Origin of the sequence: Streptomyces sp. SAI-135 (genome assembly GCF_029893805.1) — a bacterium.
GTDB lineage: Bacteria > Actinomycetota > Actinomycetes > Streptomycetales > Streptomycetaceae > Streptomyces.
On the sequence record NZ_JARXYP010000002.1, the window covers coordinates 734,010 to 751,920 of the forward strand.

14 protein-coding genes are annotated in these 17,911 nt (G+C 72.3%); 4 read left to right on the forward strand and 10 right to left on the reverse strand.

Annotated features, from left to right (window positions below; all coding sequences use genetic code 11):
• Nucleotides 1-139: 139 nt before the first annotated feature.
• From narI to M2163_RS07755, 4 genes are read right to left on the reverse strand one after another with little or no spacing between them, the layout of a single operon-like run.
• A complete protein-coding gene (narI, locus tag M2163_RS07740; protein ID WP_280893536.1) occupies nucleotides 140-877 on the reverse strand; it encodes a respiratory nitrate reductase subunit gamma in 738 nt (245 codons plus the stop codon).
• Nucleotides 874-1,641 carry a nitrate reductase molybdenum cofactor assembly chaperone gene (gene narJ, locus M2163_RS07745; RefSeq protein WP_280853556.1) on the reverse strand — a complete coding sequence of 256 codons (768 nt, stop codon included), beginning with the start codon at nucleotides 1,639-1,641 and terminating at the stop codon, nucleotides 874-876. The genes narI and narJ overlap by 4 nt, the downstream gene beginning before the upstream one ends.
• On the reverse strand, nucleotides 1,638-3,188 hold the full coding sequence (gene narH / locus M2163_RS07750) for a nitrate reductase subunit beta (protein ID WP_280893537.1): 1,551 nt from the start codon (nucleotides 3,186-3,188) through the stop codon (nucleotides 1,638-1,640). The genes narJ and narH overlap by 4 nt, the downstream gene beginning before the upstream one ends.
• A 1-nt stretch (nucleotide 3,189) precedes the next feature.
• Nucleotides 3,190-6,888, reverse strand: a complete 3,699-nt coding sequence (locus M2163_RS07755) for a nitrate reductase subunit alpha (RefSeq protein ID WP_280893538.1) — start codon at nucleotides 6,886-6,888, stop codon at nucleotides 3,190-3,192.
• Nucleotides 6,889-7,128: 240 nt separating this feature from the next.
• Between M2163_RS07755 and M2163_RS07760 the strand changes: the two genes are divergently transcribed.
• The 3 genes from M2163_RS07760 to M2163_RS07770 all read left to right on the forward strand — a co-directional run bounded on the left by M2163_RS07760 (nucleotide 7,129) and on the right by M2163_RS07770 (nucleotide 9,577).
• Nucleotides 7,129-8,334 (forward strand): globin domain-containing protein, encoded by a 1,206-nt coding sequence (locus M2163_RS07760; protein WP_280893539.1) that lies wholly within the window; start codon nucleotides 7,129-7,131, stop codon nucleotides 8,332-8,334.
• A gap of 176 nt (nucleotides 8,335-8,510) precedes the next feature.
• The gene (locus M2163_RS07765) at nucleotides 8,511-9,077 is read left to right on the forward strand and encodes a hypothetical protein (RefSeq protein WP_280893540.1); all 567 of its coding nucleotides are present in this window, start codon (nucleotides 8,511-8,513) and stop codon (nucleotides 9,075-9,077) included.
• Nucleotides 9,078-9,121: 44 nt separating this feature from the next.
• Complete coding sequence (locus M2163_RS07770) at nucleotides 9,122-9,577, forward strand: universal stress protein (RefSeq protein WP_280893541.1); 456 nt, start codon at nucleotides 9,122-9,124, stop codon at nucleotides 9,575-9,577.
• A 43-nt stretch (nucleotides 9,578-9,620) separates the two neighbouring features.
• On the opposite strand, the gene M2163_RS07775 is transcribed toward M2163_RS07770, so the two are convergent.
• Complete coding sequence (locus M2163_RS07775; RefSeq protein ID WP_280893542.1) at nucleotides 9,621-11,345, reverse strand: GAF domain-containing protein; 1,725 nt, start codon at nucleotides 11,343-11,345, stop codon at nucleotides 9,621-9,623.
• 231 nt (nucleotides 11,346-11,576) lie between these two features.
• Between M2163_RS07775 and M2163_RS07780 the strand changes: the two genes are divergently transcribed.
• A complete protein-coding gene (locus M2163_RS07780; protein ID WP_280853549.1) occupies nucleotides 11,577-12,029 on the forward strand; it encodes a pyridoxamine 5'-phosphate oxidase family protein in 453 nt (150 codons plus the stop codon).
• A 44-nt stretch (nucleotides 12,030-12,073) separates the two neighbouring features.
• Here M2163_RS07780 and M2163_RS07785 read toward each other — a convergent pair whose 3' ends face one another.
• The 5 genes from M2163_RS07785 to M2163_RS07805 form a co-directional block, all read right to left on the reverse strand.
• Entirely contained in the window at nucleotides 12,074-14,458 is a 2,385-nt protein-coding gene (locus M2163_RS07785) for a phosphoketolase family protein (protein WP_280893543.1), read from the reverse strand.
• A gap of 122 nt (nucleotides 14,459-14,580) precedes the next feature.
• Complete coding sequence (locus M2163_RS07790; RefSeq protein ID WP_280853547.1) at nucleotides 14,581-15,405, reverse strand: universal stress protein; 825 nt, start codon at nucleotides 15,403-15,405, stop codon at nucleotides 14,581-14,583.
• A 42-nt stretch (nucleotides 15,406-15,447) separates the two neighbouring features.
• Nucleotides 15,448-15,888: a pyridoxamine 5'-phosphate oxidase family protein gene (locus tag M2163_RS07795; RefSeq protein WP_280853546.1), complete on the reverse strand. Its 441-nt coding sequence runs from the start codon at nucleotides 15,886-15,888 to the stop codon at nucleotides 15,448-15,450.
• Nucleotides 15,889-16,028: 140 nt separating this feature from the next.
• Nucleotides 16,029-16,715: a pyridoxamine 5'-phosphate oxidase family protein gene (locus M2163_RS07800; protein WP_280853545.1), complete on the reverse strand. Its 687-nt coding sequence runs from the start codon at nucleotides 16,713-16,715 to the stop codon at nucleotides 16,029-16,031.
• Between the two features lie 17 nt (nucleotides 16,716-16,732).
• Nucleotides 16,733-17,806, reverse strand: a complete 1,074-nt coding sequence (locus M2163_RS07805) for a zinc-dependent alcohol dehydrogenase family protein (protein ID WP_280853544.1) — start codon at nucleotides 17,804-17,806, stop codon at nucleotides 16,733-16,735.
• Nucleotides 17,807-17,911 lie beyond the last annotated feature (105 nt).

Genomic DNA, 17,911 nt, shown 5'->3' on the forward strand with positions numbered 1-17,911 from the left:
GTCAGGCTGAACCCGGAGCCCGGTCACGGAGTTGGCGTGACCGGGCTCCGGCCTGGTGGCACCGGGGTTGACCCGCGTCGGCCTTGCGGGCCGGAGCGGCTGACGACGCCCTGTCCTCGGTGTCTGTCCTCAGGGTCTGTCACGAATGCGCGGAGTGCATCGGCCGGTCGGGCCCCGGCGGGGAGGCCGTCGTGGACCTGCCGCGGTAGACGAGGTAGGGACGGGCCAGGTAGCCGACGGGGACGCTCCAGACGTGGACGAGGCGGGTGAAGGGCCAGGCCGCGAAGAGGAGGCAGGCGGTGAGGGCGTGCAGCTGGAACAGCAGGGGTGCCCCGCTGATCGACTCCGGCTGCGGCTGGAGGGTGAAGACGCCGCGGAACCAGACGGAGACGGTGGCCCGGTAGTCGTAGCCCTCGCCGATGACGTTGTGGACGGCGGTGGCGCCGATGCCGAGCAGGACGGTGGCGGACAGCAGCGGGAAGAGGACCTTGTCGCTGCGATCGGTGCCCAGGCGGATCCTGCGCGTCAGCAGTCGGCGGGCGCAGAGCATGCCGAGCCCCGTGACCATGGCCAGGCCGGCCACCGAACCGGCCCAGACGGCCGTGGCGTGGTAGGCGTGCTCGCTGACGCCGGCCGCGTCGGTCCAGGAGCCCGGGACCGCGAGGCCGACCACGTGCCCGGCGATGACCATGAAGGCGCCGAGGTGGAAGAGCGGGCTGCCGTAGCGCAGCCAGCGGTGTTCGAGGAGCTGGCTGGTGTGGGTGGTCCAGCCGAACTGGTCGTGCCGGTAGCGCCAGACGTGGCCGACGGCGAACACGGCGAGGCAGACATAGGGGAAGGCGACCCACAGGAGGAGGTCGGCTGCGGAGGTGCTCATCGGGGGCCTTCCTGGGGCGCGAGGGTGGGCGGGGCCGGTGCGGGCGGTACGAAGGTGCCGGGCGGGGCGAACTCGCCCGTCCCGTAACCCCCTTCGAGGCCGACCTCCTCCTCGGGCGGGCCCTGCGCGGCCAGCTCGGCCACGGCCCGCAGGTCGGACTCGGTGGGCGGCGGCAGCAGGCTGAGCAGCGCGCCGAGCACGTGCCGGTAGGGCGAGCCGGCGTCGGTGAGGGCGTGGTGGATCAGCTCCAGGCCCCGCCGGTGCTGTCGCAGCGGTCCCTCCCCGGTGCGGGGCCCGGCGAGCGCGGCGAACTCCAGGACCACGGGGAGGTGGTCGGGGAGTTCGCCCGTGCCGGTGTCCCAGCCGGTCGCGCGGTAGCGCTGGGCGAGGGTGAGCAGGGCCATGCCGCGTCGGCGGGTGTCGCCGTGCAGGTAGTAGGTGAGGTAGAGGCTGCTCTTGCGGCGCAGGTCGAACATCTCGACGTAGTGACGTTCGAGCGCGTCCGGTTCCTGCCCGGTGAACCAGGCGGCGAACGCGGTCAGGTGCTCGGCGGCCGGCGAGGGCGGCAGTGTCCCGACGGCGTCCGACAACTCGGTGCGGGAGGCGGTGAGTTCGGCGTCGGGGTACTGCAGGAACAGCGAGCACAGGCGCAGGAGCAGGACCCGGGCCTCGGTCTCCTCCCGGGTGAGGCGCGACGACCGGCGCACGGCCGCGCGGACCCGGGTGCGGACCATGCCGGGCACGGTGGAGGGCAGAGGGCTCACGGTCGGCCTCCGGAAGAGGTGCGGCGGCGCAGGGTCGGCATGCCGAGCGACACCTTGCGGCCGGACGGCTCGTCGGAGGACTCCACCGGGCAGCGGTTCTCCAGGGCGCTCAGCGCGGCGGCGTCCTCCTTGTGGGCCGCCGGGACGACGTAGCGGTCGGCGTACTTGGCAACGGCGAGCAGCCGGTGTAGGTCCTCCGCCTCCCGGGCGGTGAGTCCTACGGCCTTCAGCGCGCTCTCGTCCCCGCCTTCGCCGAGGACACGTGAGCGCATGTGGGAGCGGAGTGCCGTGAGTTTCATCAGCACGCCGGCGACCATGTCGGTGTCCCCGGCGGTGAACAGCTCCGCCAGGTACTCCAACGGGATGCGCAGCCGGGTGACGGCGGCGAAGACATGGTCCGGATCGTCCTGGTCGCCGCCGGCCGCGTCGACGGCGTCCAGCACCGGGGACAGCGGGGGGACGTACCAGACCATCGGCATCGTCCGGTACTCCGGGTGCAGCGGCAGAGCCACCTTGTACCGCATGACCAGGTCGTACACGGGTGAGCGGCGGGCCGCGTCCAGCCAGTCCTCGGGGATGCCCGACTCCCGTGCCGCCGCGCGGACTTCGGGGTCGTGCGGGTCGAGGAAGACGCCTCGCTGAGCGTCGAGCAGATCGTGTTCGCCGGGTGTGGCGGCGGCCTCGCCCACACGGTCGGCGTCGTACAGGAGCAGCCCGAGGTAACGCAGTCGGCCCACGCAGGTCTCGGAGCAGACGGTGGGCTGTCCGGCCTCGACGCGCGGGAAGCAGAAGGTGCACTTCTCGGCCTTGCCGGTGACGTGGTTGACGTAGACCTTCTTGTACGGGCAGGCCGTCACGCACATCCGCCAGCCGCGGCACCTGTCCTGGTCGACGAGGACGATGCCGTCCTCGACGCGCTTGTACAGGGCGCCGGACGGACAGGCGGACACGCAGGCCGGGTTGAGGCAGTGCTCGCACAGGCGGGGCAGGTGGAAGAGGAAGGTCTGCTCGAACTCGAACTTCACCTTCTCGGCCCACTCGCCGCTCAGGTTGGGGTCGCCGCCCGCGTTCTCGGGGGCGCCGCCGAGGCCGTCCTCCCAGTTGGCGCCCCAGGTGATCGTCGTGGGCCGGCCCGTGAGGACCGAGCGGGGGCGGGCGACCGGGATGTCCGGACCGGCGGGGGCGCTGACCAGGTTGTCGTAGTCGTAGGTGACGGGCTCGTAGTAGTCCTCGATGGACGGCAGGTCGGGGTTGGAGAAGAGGGACAGCAGGCGTTTGACGCGTCCGCCGGAGCGCAGGACCAGTCGCCCGCGCTTGTCGAGCATCCAGCCGCCCTTCCAGTGCTCCTGGTCCTCGTAGCGGCGAGGGTAGCCGACGCCGGGCTTGGTCTCGACGTTGTTGAACCAGGCGTACTCGACGCCGGTGCGGTTGGTCCACGTCTGCTTGCAGGTGACCGAGCAGGTGTGGCAGCCGATGCACTTGTCGAGGTTCATCACCATCGCGACCTGGGCCATGACGCGTCCGATGGTGGCTTCGCCACGGGGCATCTCAGTACTCCACTTCCTGCGAGCGCCTGCGGATCACGGTGACCTCGTCGCGCTGGTTGCCGGTGGGGCCGTAGTAGTTGAAGGCGTAGGTGAACTGGGCGTAGCCGCCCGCGAGGTGGGTGGGCTTGACCAGGAGCCGGGTCAGGGAGTTGTGGATGCCGCCGCGGCGGCCGCTGACCTCGGTCTTCGGGACGTTCACCGTGCGGTCCTTGGCGTGGTACATGTAGACGGTGCCCTCGGGCATGCGGTGGGTGACCACGGCCCGGGCGGCGACGACGCCGTTGCGGTTGTACGCCTCGATCCACTCGTTGTCCTTGACGCCGATCTTCTCGGCGTCCGCCACGGACATCCAGATCACCGGGCCGCCCCGGGACAGCGCGAGCATGTAGGCGTTGTCCTGGTACTCGGAGTGGATGGACCACTTGGAGTGCGGGGTGAGATAACGGACCGTCACCTCGGCCCGCTCACCGCCCAGTTCCTCGTTGCCGTAGTGCCGGTTGGTGTTCAACGGCGGCCGGTACACGGGCAGTTGCTCGCCCATCTCGGCGATCCAGTCGTGCTGGACGAAGAAGTGCTGGCGGCCGGTGAGGGTGTGCCAGGGCTTCTTGTGCTCGACGTTGATGACGAACGGCGAGTAGCGGCGTCCGCCCGTCTCGCTGCCCGACCACTCGTACGACGTCATCACCGCGCGGGGCTGGGTGCGGGTGTCGGCGAAGGTGACGCGCTCGGCCTCGCGCTCGGCGGCGAGGCCGACCAGTCCCTCGCTGCCGGTCCGTTCCTCCAGCCGGCTGAATCCCTCGGTGGCCAGCCGTCCGTTGGTGGTGCCGGACAGGGCGAGGATCGCCTCGCACATGTCGGTGGCGGTGGCGAGGGAGGGGCGCCCGGCGGCGATTCCGTGCCGCACGGTTCCGTTGCGACGCCGCAGCTCGTCGATCTCCCGGTCCGGGTGGACGGTGACGCCCTTCGTCGTGGTGCCCAGGCTGTCCAGCAGCGGGCCCACGGCACGCATCTTCTGGGCCACGGCCGTGTAGTCCCGTTCGACGGTGACCAGCTTGGGCATGGTCCTTCCGGGAACCGGCTCGCACTCCCCCGCCTTCCAGTCCCGCACGACTCCGCCGGGCTGGGCGAGTTCGTCGGGGGTGTCGTGCAGCAACGGCACGGCCAGGACGTCGGTGCGGGTGCCCAGGTGCTCGGCGGCCAGCTCGCTGAAGCGGTCGGCGAGGGTCAGGAACGTGTCGTAGTCGGTGCGGGCCTGCCAGGGCGGCGCGATGGCCGGGGTGAAGGCGTGCACGAAGGGGTGCATGTCGGTGCTGGACAGGTCGTCCTTCTCGTACCAGGTGGCGGCCGGCAGGACGACGTCGGCGAGCAGGCCGGTGGAGGTCATCCGGAAGTCCATGGCGACCAGCAGGTCGAGCTTGCCCTCGGGCGCCTCCTCCCGCCACACCACGTCCTTCGGGCGGCCCTGCGGCGGGGTCTCCTCGGAGCGGACGGCGGCGTCGGTGCCCAGCAGGTGGCGCAGGAAGTACTCGTTGCCCTTGCCGGAGGAGCCGAGGAGGTTGGCCCGCCAGACCGTCAGGACCCGGGGGAAGTTGGCCGGGTCGTCGGGATCCTCGGCGGCGAACTTCAGCCGCCCGGATGTGAGTTCGTCGACGACGTGCTCGGCGGGTGTGCGGCCCCGTGCCGCCGCCTCGTCCGCCAGGTCCAGTGGGTTGCGGTCGAAGCCGGGGTGGCCGGGTGTCCAGCCGAGGCGGATCGCCTGGGCGAGGCAGTCGGCGGTCGCCTTTCCCGTGAACCGTCCCTCGCCGAGCGGTGAGGCCAACTCGTCCGGCCCGAAGGCCTCGTAGCGCCACTGGTCGGTGTTCAGGTACCAGTAGGAGGTGCCCGCCATGTGCCGGGTGGGCCGCTGCCAGTCGAAGGCGAAGGCCAGGTGCTGGAGCCCGGTGATCGGGCGGATCTTCTCCTGCCCGACGTAGTGCGCCCAGCCGCCGCCGTTGACACCCTGACAGCCGGTCATCGTCACCAGGGCGAGGAAGGCCCGGTAGATGGTGTCGGAGTGGAACCAGTGGTTGGTTCCGGCGCCCAGGGCGATCATCGAACGGCCGTTGGTGCGCTCGGCGTTGCGGGCGAACTCGCGGGCGATCCGCGCGGCCTGCTCGGCGGGGACCGAGGTGACGGTCTCCTGCCAGGCCGGGGTGTACGGCTGCGTCGCGTCCTCGTAGGAGGAGGGCCAGCTGCCCGGCAGTCCGGGCCGCCCGACCCCGTACTGCGCCAGCATCAGATCGAAGACCGTGGTGACGAGCCGGCCGCCGATCCGGCGTACCGGTACGCCCCGCGCCAGGACCGAGCCGCCCTCGGTGGCACCTTCGTCGAACCGGGGCAGGGCGATCCCGACGGTGTCCTCGGCGCTTTCCAGCAGGCTCAACTCGGGATCGACGTCCCCGAGTTCGAGGTTCCAGCGGCCTCGCCCGGCTTCCCCCCACCGGAAGCCGAGCGAGCCGCCGGGGACCACCGGATCTCCGGTGGCCCGGTCCATGAGGACGGTCTTGAACTCGGCGTGCTCCTCGTCCGATCCGAGATCGGCCGCGGTCAGGAACCCGTCGGGGACGAGACCATGGTCACCGTGCTCGCGCAGGGTCACCAGGAAGGGTGCGTCGGTGTAGGTCTTCAAGTAGTCGCGGAAGTAGGGCACTTCGCGGTCGACGAGGAACTCGCGCAGGATCACGTGGCCCATCGCCATGGCCAGCGCGCCGTCCGTGCCCGGGTGCGGGGCGAGCCACTCGTCGGCGTGCTTGACGTTGTCGGCGTAGTCCGGGCTGACCGCGACGACCTTGGTGCCGTTGTAGCGGGTCTCGGTGAGGAAGTGCGCGTCCGGGGTGCGGGTGACGGGGATGTTGGATCCCCACATGATCAGATAGCCCGCGTTCCACCAGTCGGCGGCCTCCGGTACGTCCGTCTGGTCGCCGAAGACCTGCGGCGAGGCGATCGGGAGGTCGGCGTACCAGTCGTAGAAGGACAGCAGGGTGCCGCCGATGAGCGACATGAAGCGCGCGCCGGCCGCGAAGGAGGCCATCGACATCGCGGGGATGGGCGAGAAACCGGCGACGCGGTCCGGGCCGTAGGTCTTGACGGTGTGCACATGGGCGGCGGCGACGAGCTCGCTGACCTCGTCCCAGTCGGCCCGCACCAGGCCGCCCTTGCCGCGGGCCCTCTTGTAGGCACGTGCCTTCGCGGGGTCGGAGGTGATCTCGGCCCAGGCCGCCACCGGATCGCCCAGCCTGCGCCGTGCCGCACGCCACAGCTTGAGCAACTCGCCCCGCACGTACGGGTAGCGGACCCTGCTGGGCGAGTACGTGTACCAGGAGAAGGAGGCCCCGCGCGGGCAGCCCCGCGGCTCGTACTCGGGGCAGTCGGTGCCGACGGAGGGATAGTCGGTGGCCTGGTGCTCCCAGGTGATGATGCCGTCCTTGACGTACACCATCCACGAGCAGGAACCGGTGCAGTTGACGCCGTGCGTGGAGCGCACCACCTTGTCGTGGGCCCAGCGGTCCCGGTAGAAGCCCTCCCACTTCCCGTCGCTCTCGCCGAACACCGCGCGGCCGTCGGCCGACACCTCCCGACGCGTCAGCAGCCGGCGTGCGGCCAGCGGCCAGCCTTCGGCCCCGCCCGACCGTCCCTGCCGTGCGTTCTGCTCCTTCTCCATGGCCGGAACGCTAGGCATGCCACGGCGCGGCCACCCTGGGCCGAACGGCCCTGGTCCCGGCCCGGTCGGTCCCGGCCCGAAGCGGTGCTCCGGGACCTTGGTCCCCACCTCGGCGCCAAGGGTCCCGCACCCGCCCACGAAGGCCCGGAACCACCGCAAATGCCGGAATCACTGTTGCTATACAGGGTCGGCCGCCAAGCGATCGGCGGCACCCGATTCCCCACTGTCCCGGGAGACTTCATGCTGTCCGCCGAGTCCGCCGCCCTCGTGAAGGCCACCCTGCCCGCCGTAGCCGGGGCCCTCGACGAGATCACCACCCGGTTCTACGCCGCGATGTTCCACGACCGGCCCGAGCTGCTGGACGGGATGTTCAACCGCGGCAACCAGGCCAGCGGCGCCCAGCGCCGGGCGCTGGCCGGTTCGATCGCCGCTTTCGCGACCGCCCTGCTCGCCGAGCCCGGTACCCGGCCGGACGCCCTGCTGGCCCGCATCGCCCACAAGCACACGGCGGTCGGCGTCACCGACGACCAGTACACGATCGTCCACAAGTACCTGTTCGGCGCCATCGCCGAGGTCCTCGGCGACGCGGTCACCCCCGAGGTGGCCGCCGCCTGGGACGAGGTCTACTGGCTGATGGCCGGGGCGCTCATCGCCCAGGAGGCCCGTATCTACCAGGAGGCCGGTGTCGAGCCGGGCGCGGCCTGGCGGCCGTGGACGGTGGTCGAACGCCGTGAGGAGACCGCGGACGTGGTCTCTTTCCTGCTGCGCCCGGCCGACGGCCTGCCCGCCCCGGCCGCACGGGCCGGACAGTACGTCAGCGTCCGGATGCGGATGCCGGACGGAGTGCGCCAACTGCGCCAGTACAGCCTGTCCGGGGACCCCGGCGGGGAGCTGCGCCGCATCACCGTCAAACGCGTCACCGGCACGGAGGGCGCCCCCGACGGCGAGGTGTCCGACCTGCTCCACCGCACCGTGCGGCCCGGCGACGAACTCACCCTGTCCGCGCCCTTCGGCGACGTCGTCCTCGACGAGGCCGGCACCCCGCTGGTCCTGGTCTCCGCCGGCATCGGCTGCACCCCCATGGTCGGCATGCTCGCCCGCCTCACCGCCACCGCTTCCACCCGCCCGGTCCTCGTCCTGCACGCGGACGGCTCCCCGGACACACACGCCCTGCGCGCCGAGACCCATGAACTGACCGGCCGGCTGCCGCGGGCGCGGAGCGTGTTCTGGTACGAGCGTCCCGGCGCCGCCGAGCCCGACGCCCGCGCAGGGCTGATGGACCTCGACGGAGTCGAGGTGCCCGCCGACGCCACCGTGTACCTGTGCGGTCCGCTGCCCTTCATGCGCGCGGTCCGCACCCAGTTGCTGGAGCGGGGCGTCCCGTCGCGCCACATCCGCTACGAGGTGTTCGGCCCCGACCTCTGGCTCGCGGACTCCACGTCCTGAGACCGGGCGGGCACAGCTGAGGCGGGGCCCGCACGCCCTCGGCAGGGGCTGAACGGCCCACCCGGCGCCGGGCACGGGTCCCGGGCGGCCCGGTGTCGTTGTCCTGTCGGCCCATGTCGCGCGGCGCCCGCGACTGCCATCGTCGGAGGCGGGACACCCGAAGGAGGTGCGCGGACATGGGCGGAAGGTGGTTCTGGCGGTGGCGGAGCAACCCGTTGCGACGGCGGGACGACGTCGTCGAGGCGTGGATCGTGCTGGTGGTGTGGGCGGTCGTCGTCCTCGGCGGCACGGCCGTCGGTCTGGTGACAGCGCACGCAGCCGACGACGTGTTCGCCCGCCAGCGAGTGGACCGGCACCCCGTCCACGCGGTCCTGCTCACCGACGAGTCGAAACACACGTCGGCGGTGCGCACGTCGAGCGACAAGTCCCTCGGGACCGTCCGCTGGACGGCCCCCGACGGCTCGGTCCGCACCGACCGGACGCCGGTCGACACGGGGCTGAGGGCCGGGAGCCGTCTCGTGCTCTGGCAGGACGGTCACGGCAGGCTCGCCACCGCTCCCCCGAGCCCGCGGGAGGCCGCCGTCGAGGCAGGTGTCCTGGGCGCCCTCGCCGGACTCGGCCTCACCGGCGCCGTCCACGCCACGGGAGCCCTCGTGCGCCGGCGGCTCGACCGGCGGCGGGTCGAGGCATGGGGACGGGAGTGGGACCTGGTCGGCCCGCGGTGGGGACACCGGACCGGCTGAGGCGCACACCGAACGGCAGCCGACACCTGGCAGGAGGCACGCTCATGCAGAAGCCCTCGCACCGTTTCGCCGAGATCGTGCTCGGTGTGGACGCCCGCGAGCCCGCCGCGGCCGCCCTCCGCCTCGCCTTCGACTGCGCCCTGCTGTGGGGCGCGCGTCTGCGTGCCGTGCACGCGTGGCGGTACCCCTCCTGCGCGGCCGAACTGCCCTTCGGCATCCCCGAGGAGGACCGCGGCGTCTGGGAGGACCACGAGGTGCAGCTGCTGTCCGACGCGCTGCGGCCGTGGCGGGAGAAGTATCCCGAGGTGCCCGTCCTGGAGGACGTGCGGCACCTGCCGCCGGCCGATGCCCTGGTCCGGCAGTCCACGGACGCGGAACTGGTGATCGTGGGCCGCGGGCGCGACGGTCGGCTCGGCGCCGTGGCGCGCAACGTCCTGCGTGACGCCGCGGGCCCCGTCGTCGTGGTGCCCGTACAGGGCCGGATGGCCTCCGTTCTGTAGGCCATCCCCGGCCATGGGCCCGGTTGCCGGTCCGTGGAGCGGTTCAGTTCCCGACCGGGACCCGCCACACCAGCGTCGTGCCGCCCGTCGCGGGGCAGTCGATGGTCAGGTCTCCGCCGTACCCCTCGGCGCGGTCGGCGAGGTTGCGCAGCCCGCTGCGGCGGCCCTCGGCCGGGATGCCCACTCCGTCGTCGGACACGGTCAGCCGTACCTCACGCCCGTCGGTCTCCAGGACGACGTCCGCGCGGCCGGCGCGCGCGTGGCGGGCCACGTTGGTCAGCGCCTCGGAGAGCACGGCGATCACGTCGTCGGCGATCTCCCGGGGCACGTCCGTGTCGACCAGGCCCTCCATCCGGATGCTGGGAGCGAAGCCCAGCACCGTAGCCGCCTCCCCGACCACCCGGACCGCCCGGGCCCGCAGCCCCGACCCGGCCCCGCCCTCCCGCGAGCGCAGCCCGAAGATCGTGGACCTGATGATCTTGATGGTCTCGTCCAGGTCGTCCACCGCGCGCACGACCCGCTCCGAGGCCTCGGCGTGCTCGATCAGACGGCCGGCGCTCTGCAACGTCATGCCGGTGGCGAAGAGCCGCTGGATGGCCAGGTCGTGCAGATCACGGGCGATCCGGTCGCGGTCCTTGAGCACCGCGATCTCCTCGGCGTCCTGGCGGCGCTCGGCCAGCTCCATCGCGACCGCGGCCTGCGCGGCGAAGCCCCGCAAGGGCTCGATCTCCTTGTCGGTGAACGGCGTCCGGCCGGTCTCCCGCACCAGCAGGACGACCCCGCGCACCCCTTCCGTGCCCGAACCGATCGGCACCGCGACCGCCGGACCCAGCCCGCCGAAACGCTCCGCGGCACCCGCGACCCGCTCGTCACGGGAGACGTCCGCGCTGGTGACCGGAGACGCTCCGGTGAAGGCGTGCCCGATGAGACTGCCCTCGACCGGGAGCACGAGCCCGCGGTGGGCCTCGGCCTCCGTGCCGACGGCCAGTTCCACGGTGAGCGAGTCGGTGTCCGGCATGGGCATCGCGACCAGCGCGAGGGCGGCGCCGGTGTTCTCCCGGGCCCGGTCCGCGATCGGCCGCAGCACCTCCGCCCGCGCACCGCCGGACATCAGACGGTGGGTGATCTCCGCGTTGGCCCGCAGCCAGCGCTCGCGCAGCCGGGAGTCCTCGTACAGGCGCGCGTTGTCGATGGCCACACCGGCGGCCACCGCCAACGTGGACAGCACCGCCTCGTCCTCCTCGTCGAACTGCGCACCGCCCCGCTTCTCCGTCAGGTACAGGTTGCCGAAGACCTGCTCACGCACCCGGATCGGGACGCCGAGGAAGGTGTTCATCGGCGGGTGGTGGGGCGGGAAGCCATAGGAAGCGGAGTGGTCGGAGAGCTTGCTCAGCCGCAGCGGCTCGGGGTGGCGGATGAGCTCCCCGAGGATGCCGTGCCCCTCCGGATACGGTCCGATCTCCGCGATCTGCTCGTCGGAGACGCCCACGGTGTGGAAGGCGGAGAGCCGTTTCCCGTCGGGGCCGATCACGCCGAGGGCCGCGTACTGGGCGTCCACCAGCGCGGCGGCCGCCTCGACGATGCTGTGCAGCGCCTGCTCCAGATCCAGTTCGCGGCCGACCGAGAGCACGGCCTCCAGAAGGCTGTGCACCCGGTCGCGGGTGCCGCGGGCCGCGTCCAGACGGGCCTGCAGCTCCTCCAACAGCTCGTCCAGCCTCAGCTGCGGCAGCCTGACACGAGCCTCCGCGGTTTCCTGCGAGCCACCCACCTGCGATCCTCCCGATCCCCTGCGCCGGCCACGTGCCGTCACATGCCACGGTAATGGTCCGCACGGTGACGGCGGTACGGATCAGGGTGAGCAGCTCGTCCGGGGCCCCCACCCCCACCGGGGCCGTAAGGCCACCGACTCAGGGCCGACCGGCCCTGGTGGCATCGGTGCCGAACGGTTCGAATGGTCTGATCGCACCCGACGTTCCCTCACCCACATACGGAAACCGTCATGTATGTCGACAACGCCCGGCCGGTTCCGGCCGAACCACGCCGAAGCATCGGGATCGACAGCGCCGAGGCGCTGCGACTGCTGGGCAGCGTGTCCGTCGGGCGGATCGTGTTCACCCAGCACGCGCTGCCGACGATCCGCCCGGTCAACCACGTCCTGATCGACGGCGACATCGTCATCCGTACGCACGCCGGCGCGGCCCTGACCTCGCGGACCCGGCAGGCCCCGCAGGCGGGAGTCGTCGTGGCCTACCAGGCCGACGCCATCGACCCGGACACCCACCTCGGCTGGAGCGTGGTGGTCACCGGGTATGCCCACCTGGTCACGGAACCCGCCGAACTGGCCCGGTACCAGGCGCTGTTGCGCCCCTGGGTGGACCGGACCATGGACTACGCGGTCCGTATCCACCCCGATCTGGTCACCGGCCTGCGTCTCACCGCGGCCAAGGCCTGATCCGTCGCCCCGACGCCCGGGGCCGGGCGACGGGGCGGGGCCCCTCAGCCGTCCCAGGTCCAGTCGGCGACCTCGGGCAGGTCCGTGCCGTGGGCGCGGATCCAGTCGTGGTGCCGCAGCCGCGCGTCCTCCATCCGCTGCCGTACGGCGGCGGCCCGCACCGCCAGGCCCGGGACCCGGTCGATGACGTCCATCACCAGCCGGTACCGGTCGAGGTCGTTGCGGACCACCATGTCGAACGGCGTGGTGGTCGTACCGATCTCCTTGTAACCGCGTACGTGCAGGTGCGCATGGCCGGCCCGGCGGTAGGCCAGGCGGTGGATCAGCCAGGGATAGCCGTGGTAGGCGAAGATCACCGGCTTGTCACGGGTGAAGAGGGCGTCGTACTCGGCGTCCGGCATGCCGTGCGGGTGCTCCTCCTGCGGCAGCAGGCGGGCCAGGTCGACGACGTTGACCACCCGGACGGCCAGGTCGGGCAGGTGCCGGCGCAGCAACTGGACGGCTGCCAGAACCTCCTGGGTGGGCACGTCACCCGCGCAGCCGAGGACCACGTCCGGCTCCCGGCCGCCGTCCTCGGTCCCGGCCCAGTCCCAGATCCCGGCGCCGCGCGCACAGTGCACACGGGCCTGGTCCATGGACAGCCAGTCGAAGCAGGGCTGCTTGCCGGCGACCACGACGTTGACGTAGTCGCGGCTGCGCAGCACGTGGTCGGCGACGGACAGCAGGGTGTTGGTGTCCGGCGGCAGGTAGACGCGGACGGCTTCGGGGCTCTTGTTGAGGATGTGGTCGACGAAGCCGGGGTCCTGGTGGGAGAAGCCGTTGTGGTCCTGGCGCCAGACGTGCGAGGTGAGCAGGTAGTTGAGGGAGGCGATGGGTGCGCGCCAGGGCAGCCGGCGGGTGGTGCGCAGCCACTTGATGTGCTGGTTGACCATCGAGTCGACGATGTGCACGAACGCCTCGTAGCAGGAGAACAGTCCGTGCCTGCCGGTCAGCAGATAGCCCTCCAGCCAGCCCTGGCAGGTGTGTTCGGAGAGGATCTCCATCACCCGGCCGTGCCGCTCCAGGTGTTCGTCGACGGGCAGGGTCTGCGCCTGCCAGGCCTTGCCGCTCGCCCCGTACACGGCCTGGAGCCGGTTGGAGGCGGTCTCGTCCGGGCCCACGATCCTGAAGTCGCGGCGCTCGCGGGTCCGGTGCATGACGTACTCCAGCACGTCGCCCAGGACGCGGGTGGGTTCGTGCATCGTCGCGCCCGGCTTGTCGACCTCGACGGCGTACGACTCCAGTTCGGGCAGCGGCAGTTCGCGCACCAGCAGTCCGCCGTTGGCGTGCGGTGTCGCGCCGAGCCTGCGGGTGCCCTCGGGCACACAGGACAGCACCTGCTCGGAAGGGCGTCCCTGGTCGTCGAACAGTTCCCGCGGGTGATAGGAGCGCAGCCACGCCTCCAGCTGCCGCAGGTGCTCGGGGTTGTCCCGGACGGCGGACAGCGGGACCTGGTGGGAGCGCCAGGTGCCCTCGACCGGGAGGCCGTCGACCTCGGCGGGGCCGGTCCAGCCCTTCGGGGTGCGCAGGACGATCACCGGCCAGTGGGCGCGCTGGGTCACCCCGTCCTCGCGGGCGCTGCTCTGGATCGCGTCGATGCGCTCCAGGGCGTCGTCCATGGCGGCGGCCATGGCCCGGTGCACGGTCATGGGGTCGTCGCCGGTGACGTGGATCGGCGCGTGGCCGTAGCCGCGCAGCAGTTCGTCGAGTTCGGCCTCGGGGAGCCGGGCGAGGACGGTCGGGTTGGCGATCTTGTAGCCGTTGAGGTGCAGGATCGGCAGGACCGCTCCGTCGTGGACGGGGTCGAGGAACTTGTTGGAGTGCCAGGACGCGGCCAGCGGGCCGGTCTCCGCCTCGCCGTCCCCGATCACGCAGGCGACGAGGAGGTCCGGGTTGTCGAGGGCGGCCCCGTAGGCGTGCGACAGGGAGTAGCCCAGCTCGCCGCCCTCGTGGATCGAACCGGGGGTCTCCGGGGCCACATGGCTGGGCACACCGCCGGGGAACGAGAACTGCCGGAACAGTCGCTCCATGCCGGCCGCGTCCCTGCTGACGTCGGGATAGGTCTCCGAGTAGGTGCCCTCCAGCCAGGAGTTGGCCAGTACGGCCGGACCGCCGTGGCCCGGCCCCCACACGCACAGGGCGTCCCGGCCGCGGGTCCTGATGATGCGGTTGAGATGGGTGTGCACGAGGTTCAGACCCGGGGAGGTGCCCCAGTGGCCGAGCAGCCTCGGCTTGACGTGCTCCGGGCGCAGCGGCTCGGTGAGCAGCGGGTTCGCCAGGAGGTAGATCTGGCCGACGGACAGGTAGTTGGCGGCGCGCCAGTGGGCGTCGAGGGCTTTCAGCTCGTCGTCGGTGAGCTCGGCGGATGCCTGCTTCGTGTCGACGGACATCGTGTTCCCTTCCGGGGCGGTCTCAGGGCGGGCGTGCGCGCGAATCCGCACTCGACCACCTTCCTTCGGCGGGGGCGGTCCCCGACAGGGCCGTTCGGGCCACCCGGTGCAGCCGGGGGCCCCTATCGGGTCGGCACCACGACCACGGGACAGTGGGAACGGTGCAGGAGGGTGTGGCCGACCGTGCCGAGCCGGGGCTCGTCCGCGTGTCCGTGCCGGTGGGCTCCGACCACCACCAGGCCGGCCTGCCGTGTCGCCTCCAGCAGGGCGTGCGCCGGGGCGGTGCGGACCGTGAGGCTGTCGACGCCGACCCCGGTGTAGCGCCGGCGCAGCTCGGCCACGTCGAAGCGCGGGACGGCCTCCTCGGCCGCCTCACGCCGGGCGGCCTCCTGCTGCCCCCGGCTCGTCCCGGCGATCGGCGGCAGCTCGGGCGTCGTGTGCCGGTGGGTCCAGGCGTGCAGCACCCTGAGCCGGACACCCCGGCGCTCCGCCTCCTGGAAGGCGTAGGCCGCCGCGTCCGCGTCGCTGTCGCTCTCCAGGCCGAGCAGCACCTCGCGCCCGCCGTCGCACCGGTGGTCCCCGCGCACGACCAGGAGCGGGCCGTGCGTGTGGGCGGCGAGACGCAGGCTCACCGAGCCGAACACCGCGCCGGTGAACCGCCCGAGACCGCGGGTGCCGACGACGGTGAGGTCGGCGCCCTCGCTCTCCCGTGCCAGGGCCCGTACCGCGCTGCCCTGGGCGGACGCGGTCGTGACCGTCAGCCGCGGATGGTGATCGCGCATCCGTGCCTCGGCCGAGGCCAGAACCGGCTCCGCCTCGTCGCGGTCGGGCACCGCGTAGACGATGTGCAGGGCGGCCCCCCGCCGTTCGGCCTCCTCGGCCGCCCAGTCCAGTGCCCGTACGGCGATCAGTGAGCCGTCCACTCCGACGACCACACGTCGAGTCATGTCCTTGTCCCTTCTGTGCGCGAGGACCACGACGGCCCGCTGTCAGACGTGCAGCCGGGTGCCGTAGAGCGTGCGGCCGCCGGTGAGTTGCCGGCCTGTGACGAGTTCGGGCTCGATCCGCACGAACACCTCCTCGGGCGAGGGCGCCCAGGAGCGCGGCCCGACCCGGCACAGGCGCGCGTGCTCGGCGGGGTCGGTGACCACGTCGGCGCGGCCGGTGACGACAACGCTCCAGCCGGAGCGCGCGACCGCGTCGACCTCGTCCGTCTCGAAGGCGACCACCACGCCGTCGACCGCGCGCACCAGTTCCGAGTCCGCCGCCGTGCGCAGCAGCACCCCGCCCCTGTCGTCCAGGCAGAAGTTGACCGGCAGGACGGCGGGCAGGGCCTGGCGCGTGTGGACGATGCGGCCGACCGGGGTCCCCGCCATCAGGCGCAGGCACTCCTGCCGGTTCAGTTCACGGAATCCGTCGTCGGGATACATGGGCCGGTCCAACCTTTGCCGTCTGTTGCCTGGTGTACTCCACTCTGCGTCCGCCCCCGGGTGGGCGGTGAGGGGCCATGGGTCCCGGCGAGGGGACAGGACGGCCCTGACGCCGGGGCCGATGGTCCACCGGGCCGGCCCTAGGGGTGCCGGATCGACCGGCCGGTGATCTCGAAGGGGTCGACGCACACCCACAGGTCGCGTCGGCCGCCGGCCCAGGGCTCGCTGTACGCCCGCTCGCTCAGCCGGCGGATCGTCTCGGGACGTGTCACACGCCGGGCACGGCCGCGCACCAGCACGCTCCAGCCCTCCCGGAACACGTCGTCGATGTGGTCGACCTCGAAGGCGACCCGCTTTCCGAGGATCTGGGACGGGAGGGCGCCGTGAGCGGTCCTGAAGGCGATGGAGCCGTCCACGACGCTGTAGTTGACGGGGAGGATGCTCACCCCGTCGGCGGTGACCACCCCGAGTCTGCCCACACCGTGGGTCGACAGCAGGCGGCGGCACTCCTCGACGCCGAGCACCTCGGACTCCGCGCCTGCCACGGGCTTTCCGCGGCCGGGCGGCATCTCGGTGTCACAGCCGGTGAGGGCGGTCACGCCGGTGCCCAGGGCGTCCGCCAGCCGCACCAGGGTGCTGATGCCGGGTGTGGCGGCAGGGCTCTCCTCCAGGTAGCGGAGGTAGCCGGGTGCCATGCCCGCCCGGTCGGCCACCTCCCGTCGGGTCAGGCCCAGTTCGCCACGGCGGTGCAGGAGCCGGCGGCCCAGGTCCCCCGGTCCGGCACCGGCCGTCGCGTGGCCGGTCGTGGGTGACGTGTCTGCGGGCATAGTGCTCGCCTCCGGGTTCACGTGGCCGCAGCAACGGCGAGGGTGTCGTGGCGCGGTTCGCCCAGCACGACCTTGAGCGCGCCGGTGTCGGACGCACGGCCGAAGACGTCGTACGCCTCCTCCATGCGGTCCAGCGGGAACGTGTGGGTGATCAGCGACGAGGTGGGCAGCCGTCCGGCGGCCGCCATCCGCAGCAGGGTGGGGGTGGACGAGGTGTCGACCAGGCCGGTCGTCACCGTCACGTTCTTGATCCACAGGTCTTCCAGGTGCAGCGTGGCGGGCTTGCCGTGCACTCCGACGTTGGCCACCCGGCCGCCGGGACGCACCATCCGCGTGCACAGTTCGAAGCTCTCCGGCACGCCCACGGCCTCGATGACCACGTCGGCCCCCAGGCCGTCGGTGAGGTCCGCGACGAGTTGCCCGGGGTCGTCCCGCACGGTCACGACCGCGTCGGCGCCGAGCCGCTTGGCGGCGTCCAGCCGGGAGTCGGCCAGGTCGACGGCGATGATCCGCTCCGGTGTGTACAGCTGTGCGGTGCGGATCGCGGCCAGGCCGACGGGGCCCGCCCCGACGACGGCGACGGTGTCTCCGGGCCGTACGGATCCGTTGAGGACGCCCACCTCGTAGGCGGTCGGGAAGATGTCGGCGAACAGGACGGCGTCCTGAGCGCTCAGCCCGGCGGGCAGCGGGTGCACGGACAGGTCCGCGAAGGGCACCCGCACGTACTCGGCCTGCGTGCCGTGGATGCGGTGGCCCAGGATCCAGCCCCCGCCGCCCAGGCACTGGCCGTACATGGCCTGCCGGCAGAAGCGGCAGCGGCCGCAGGCGGTGATGCAGGAGACCAGGACCTCGTCGCCCGGCCGGACCGTACGCACGTCGCCGCCCGTCTCGACGATCTCGCCGACCGCCTCGTGGCCCAGGATGGTGCCGGGCTCCACCTCGGGCACGTCGCCCTTGAGGATGTGGAGATCCGTTCCGCAGATGGTGACGGCCTTGACCCGGACGACGGCGTCGGTGGGGTCCTGGATCACCGGGTCCGGGACCTCCTGCCAGGCGGACTGTCCGGGACCGTGGAAAACGAGGCCCTTCATGACCGTTCCTCCTTCGGTGGGGTGCCCTACGGCTCCAGCGTGAGCCGGACGGCGGACATCCGCATGGGCCGACCGGCCCTGACCACGCGGCAGGACGGCACTGTG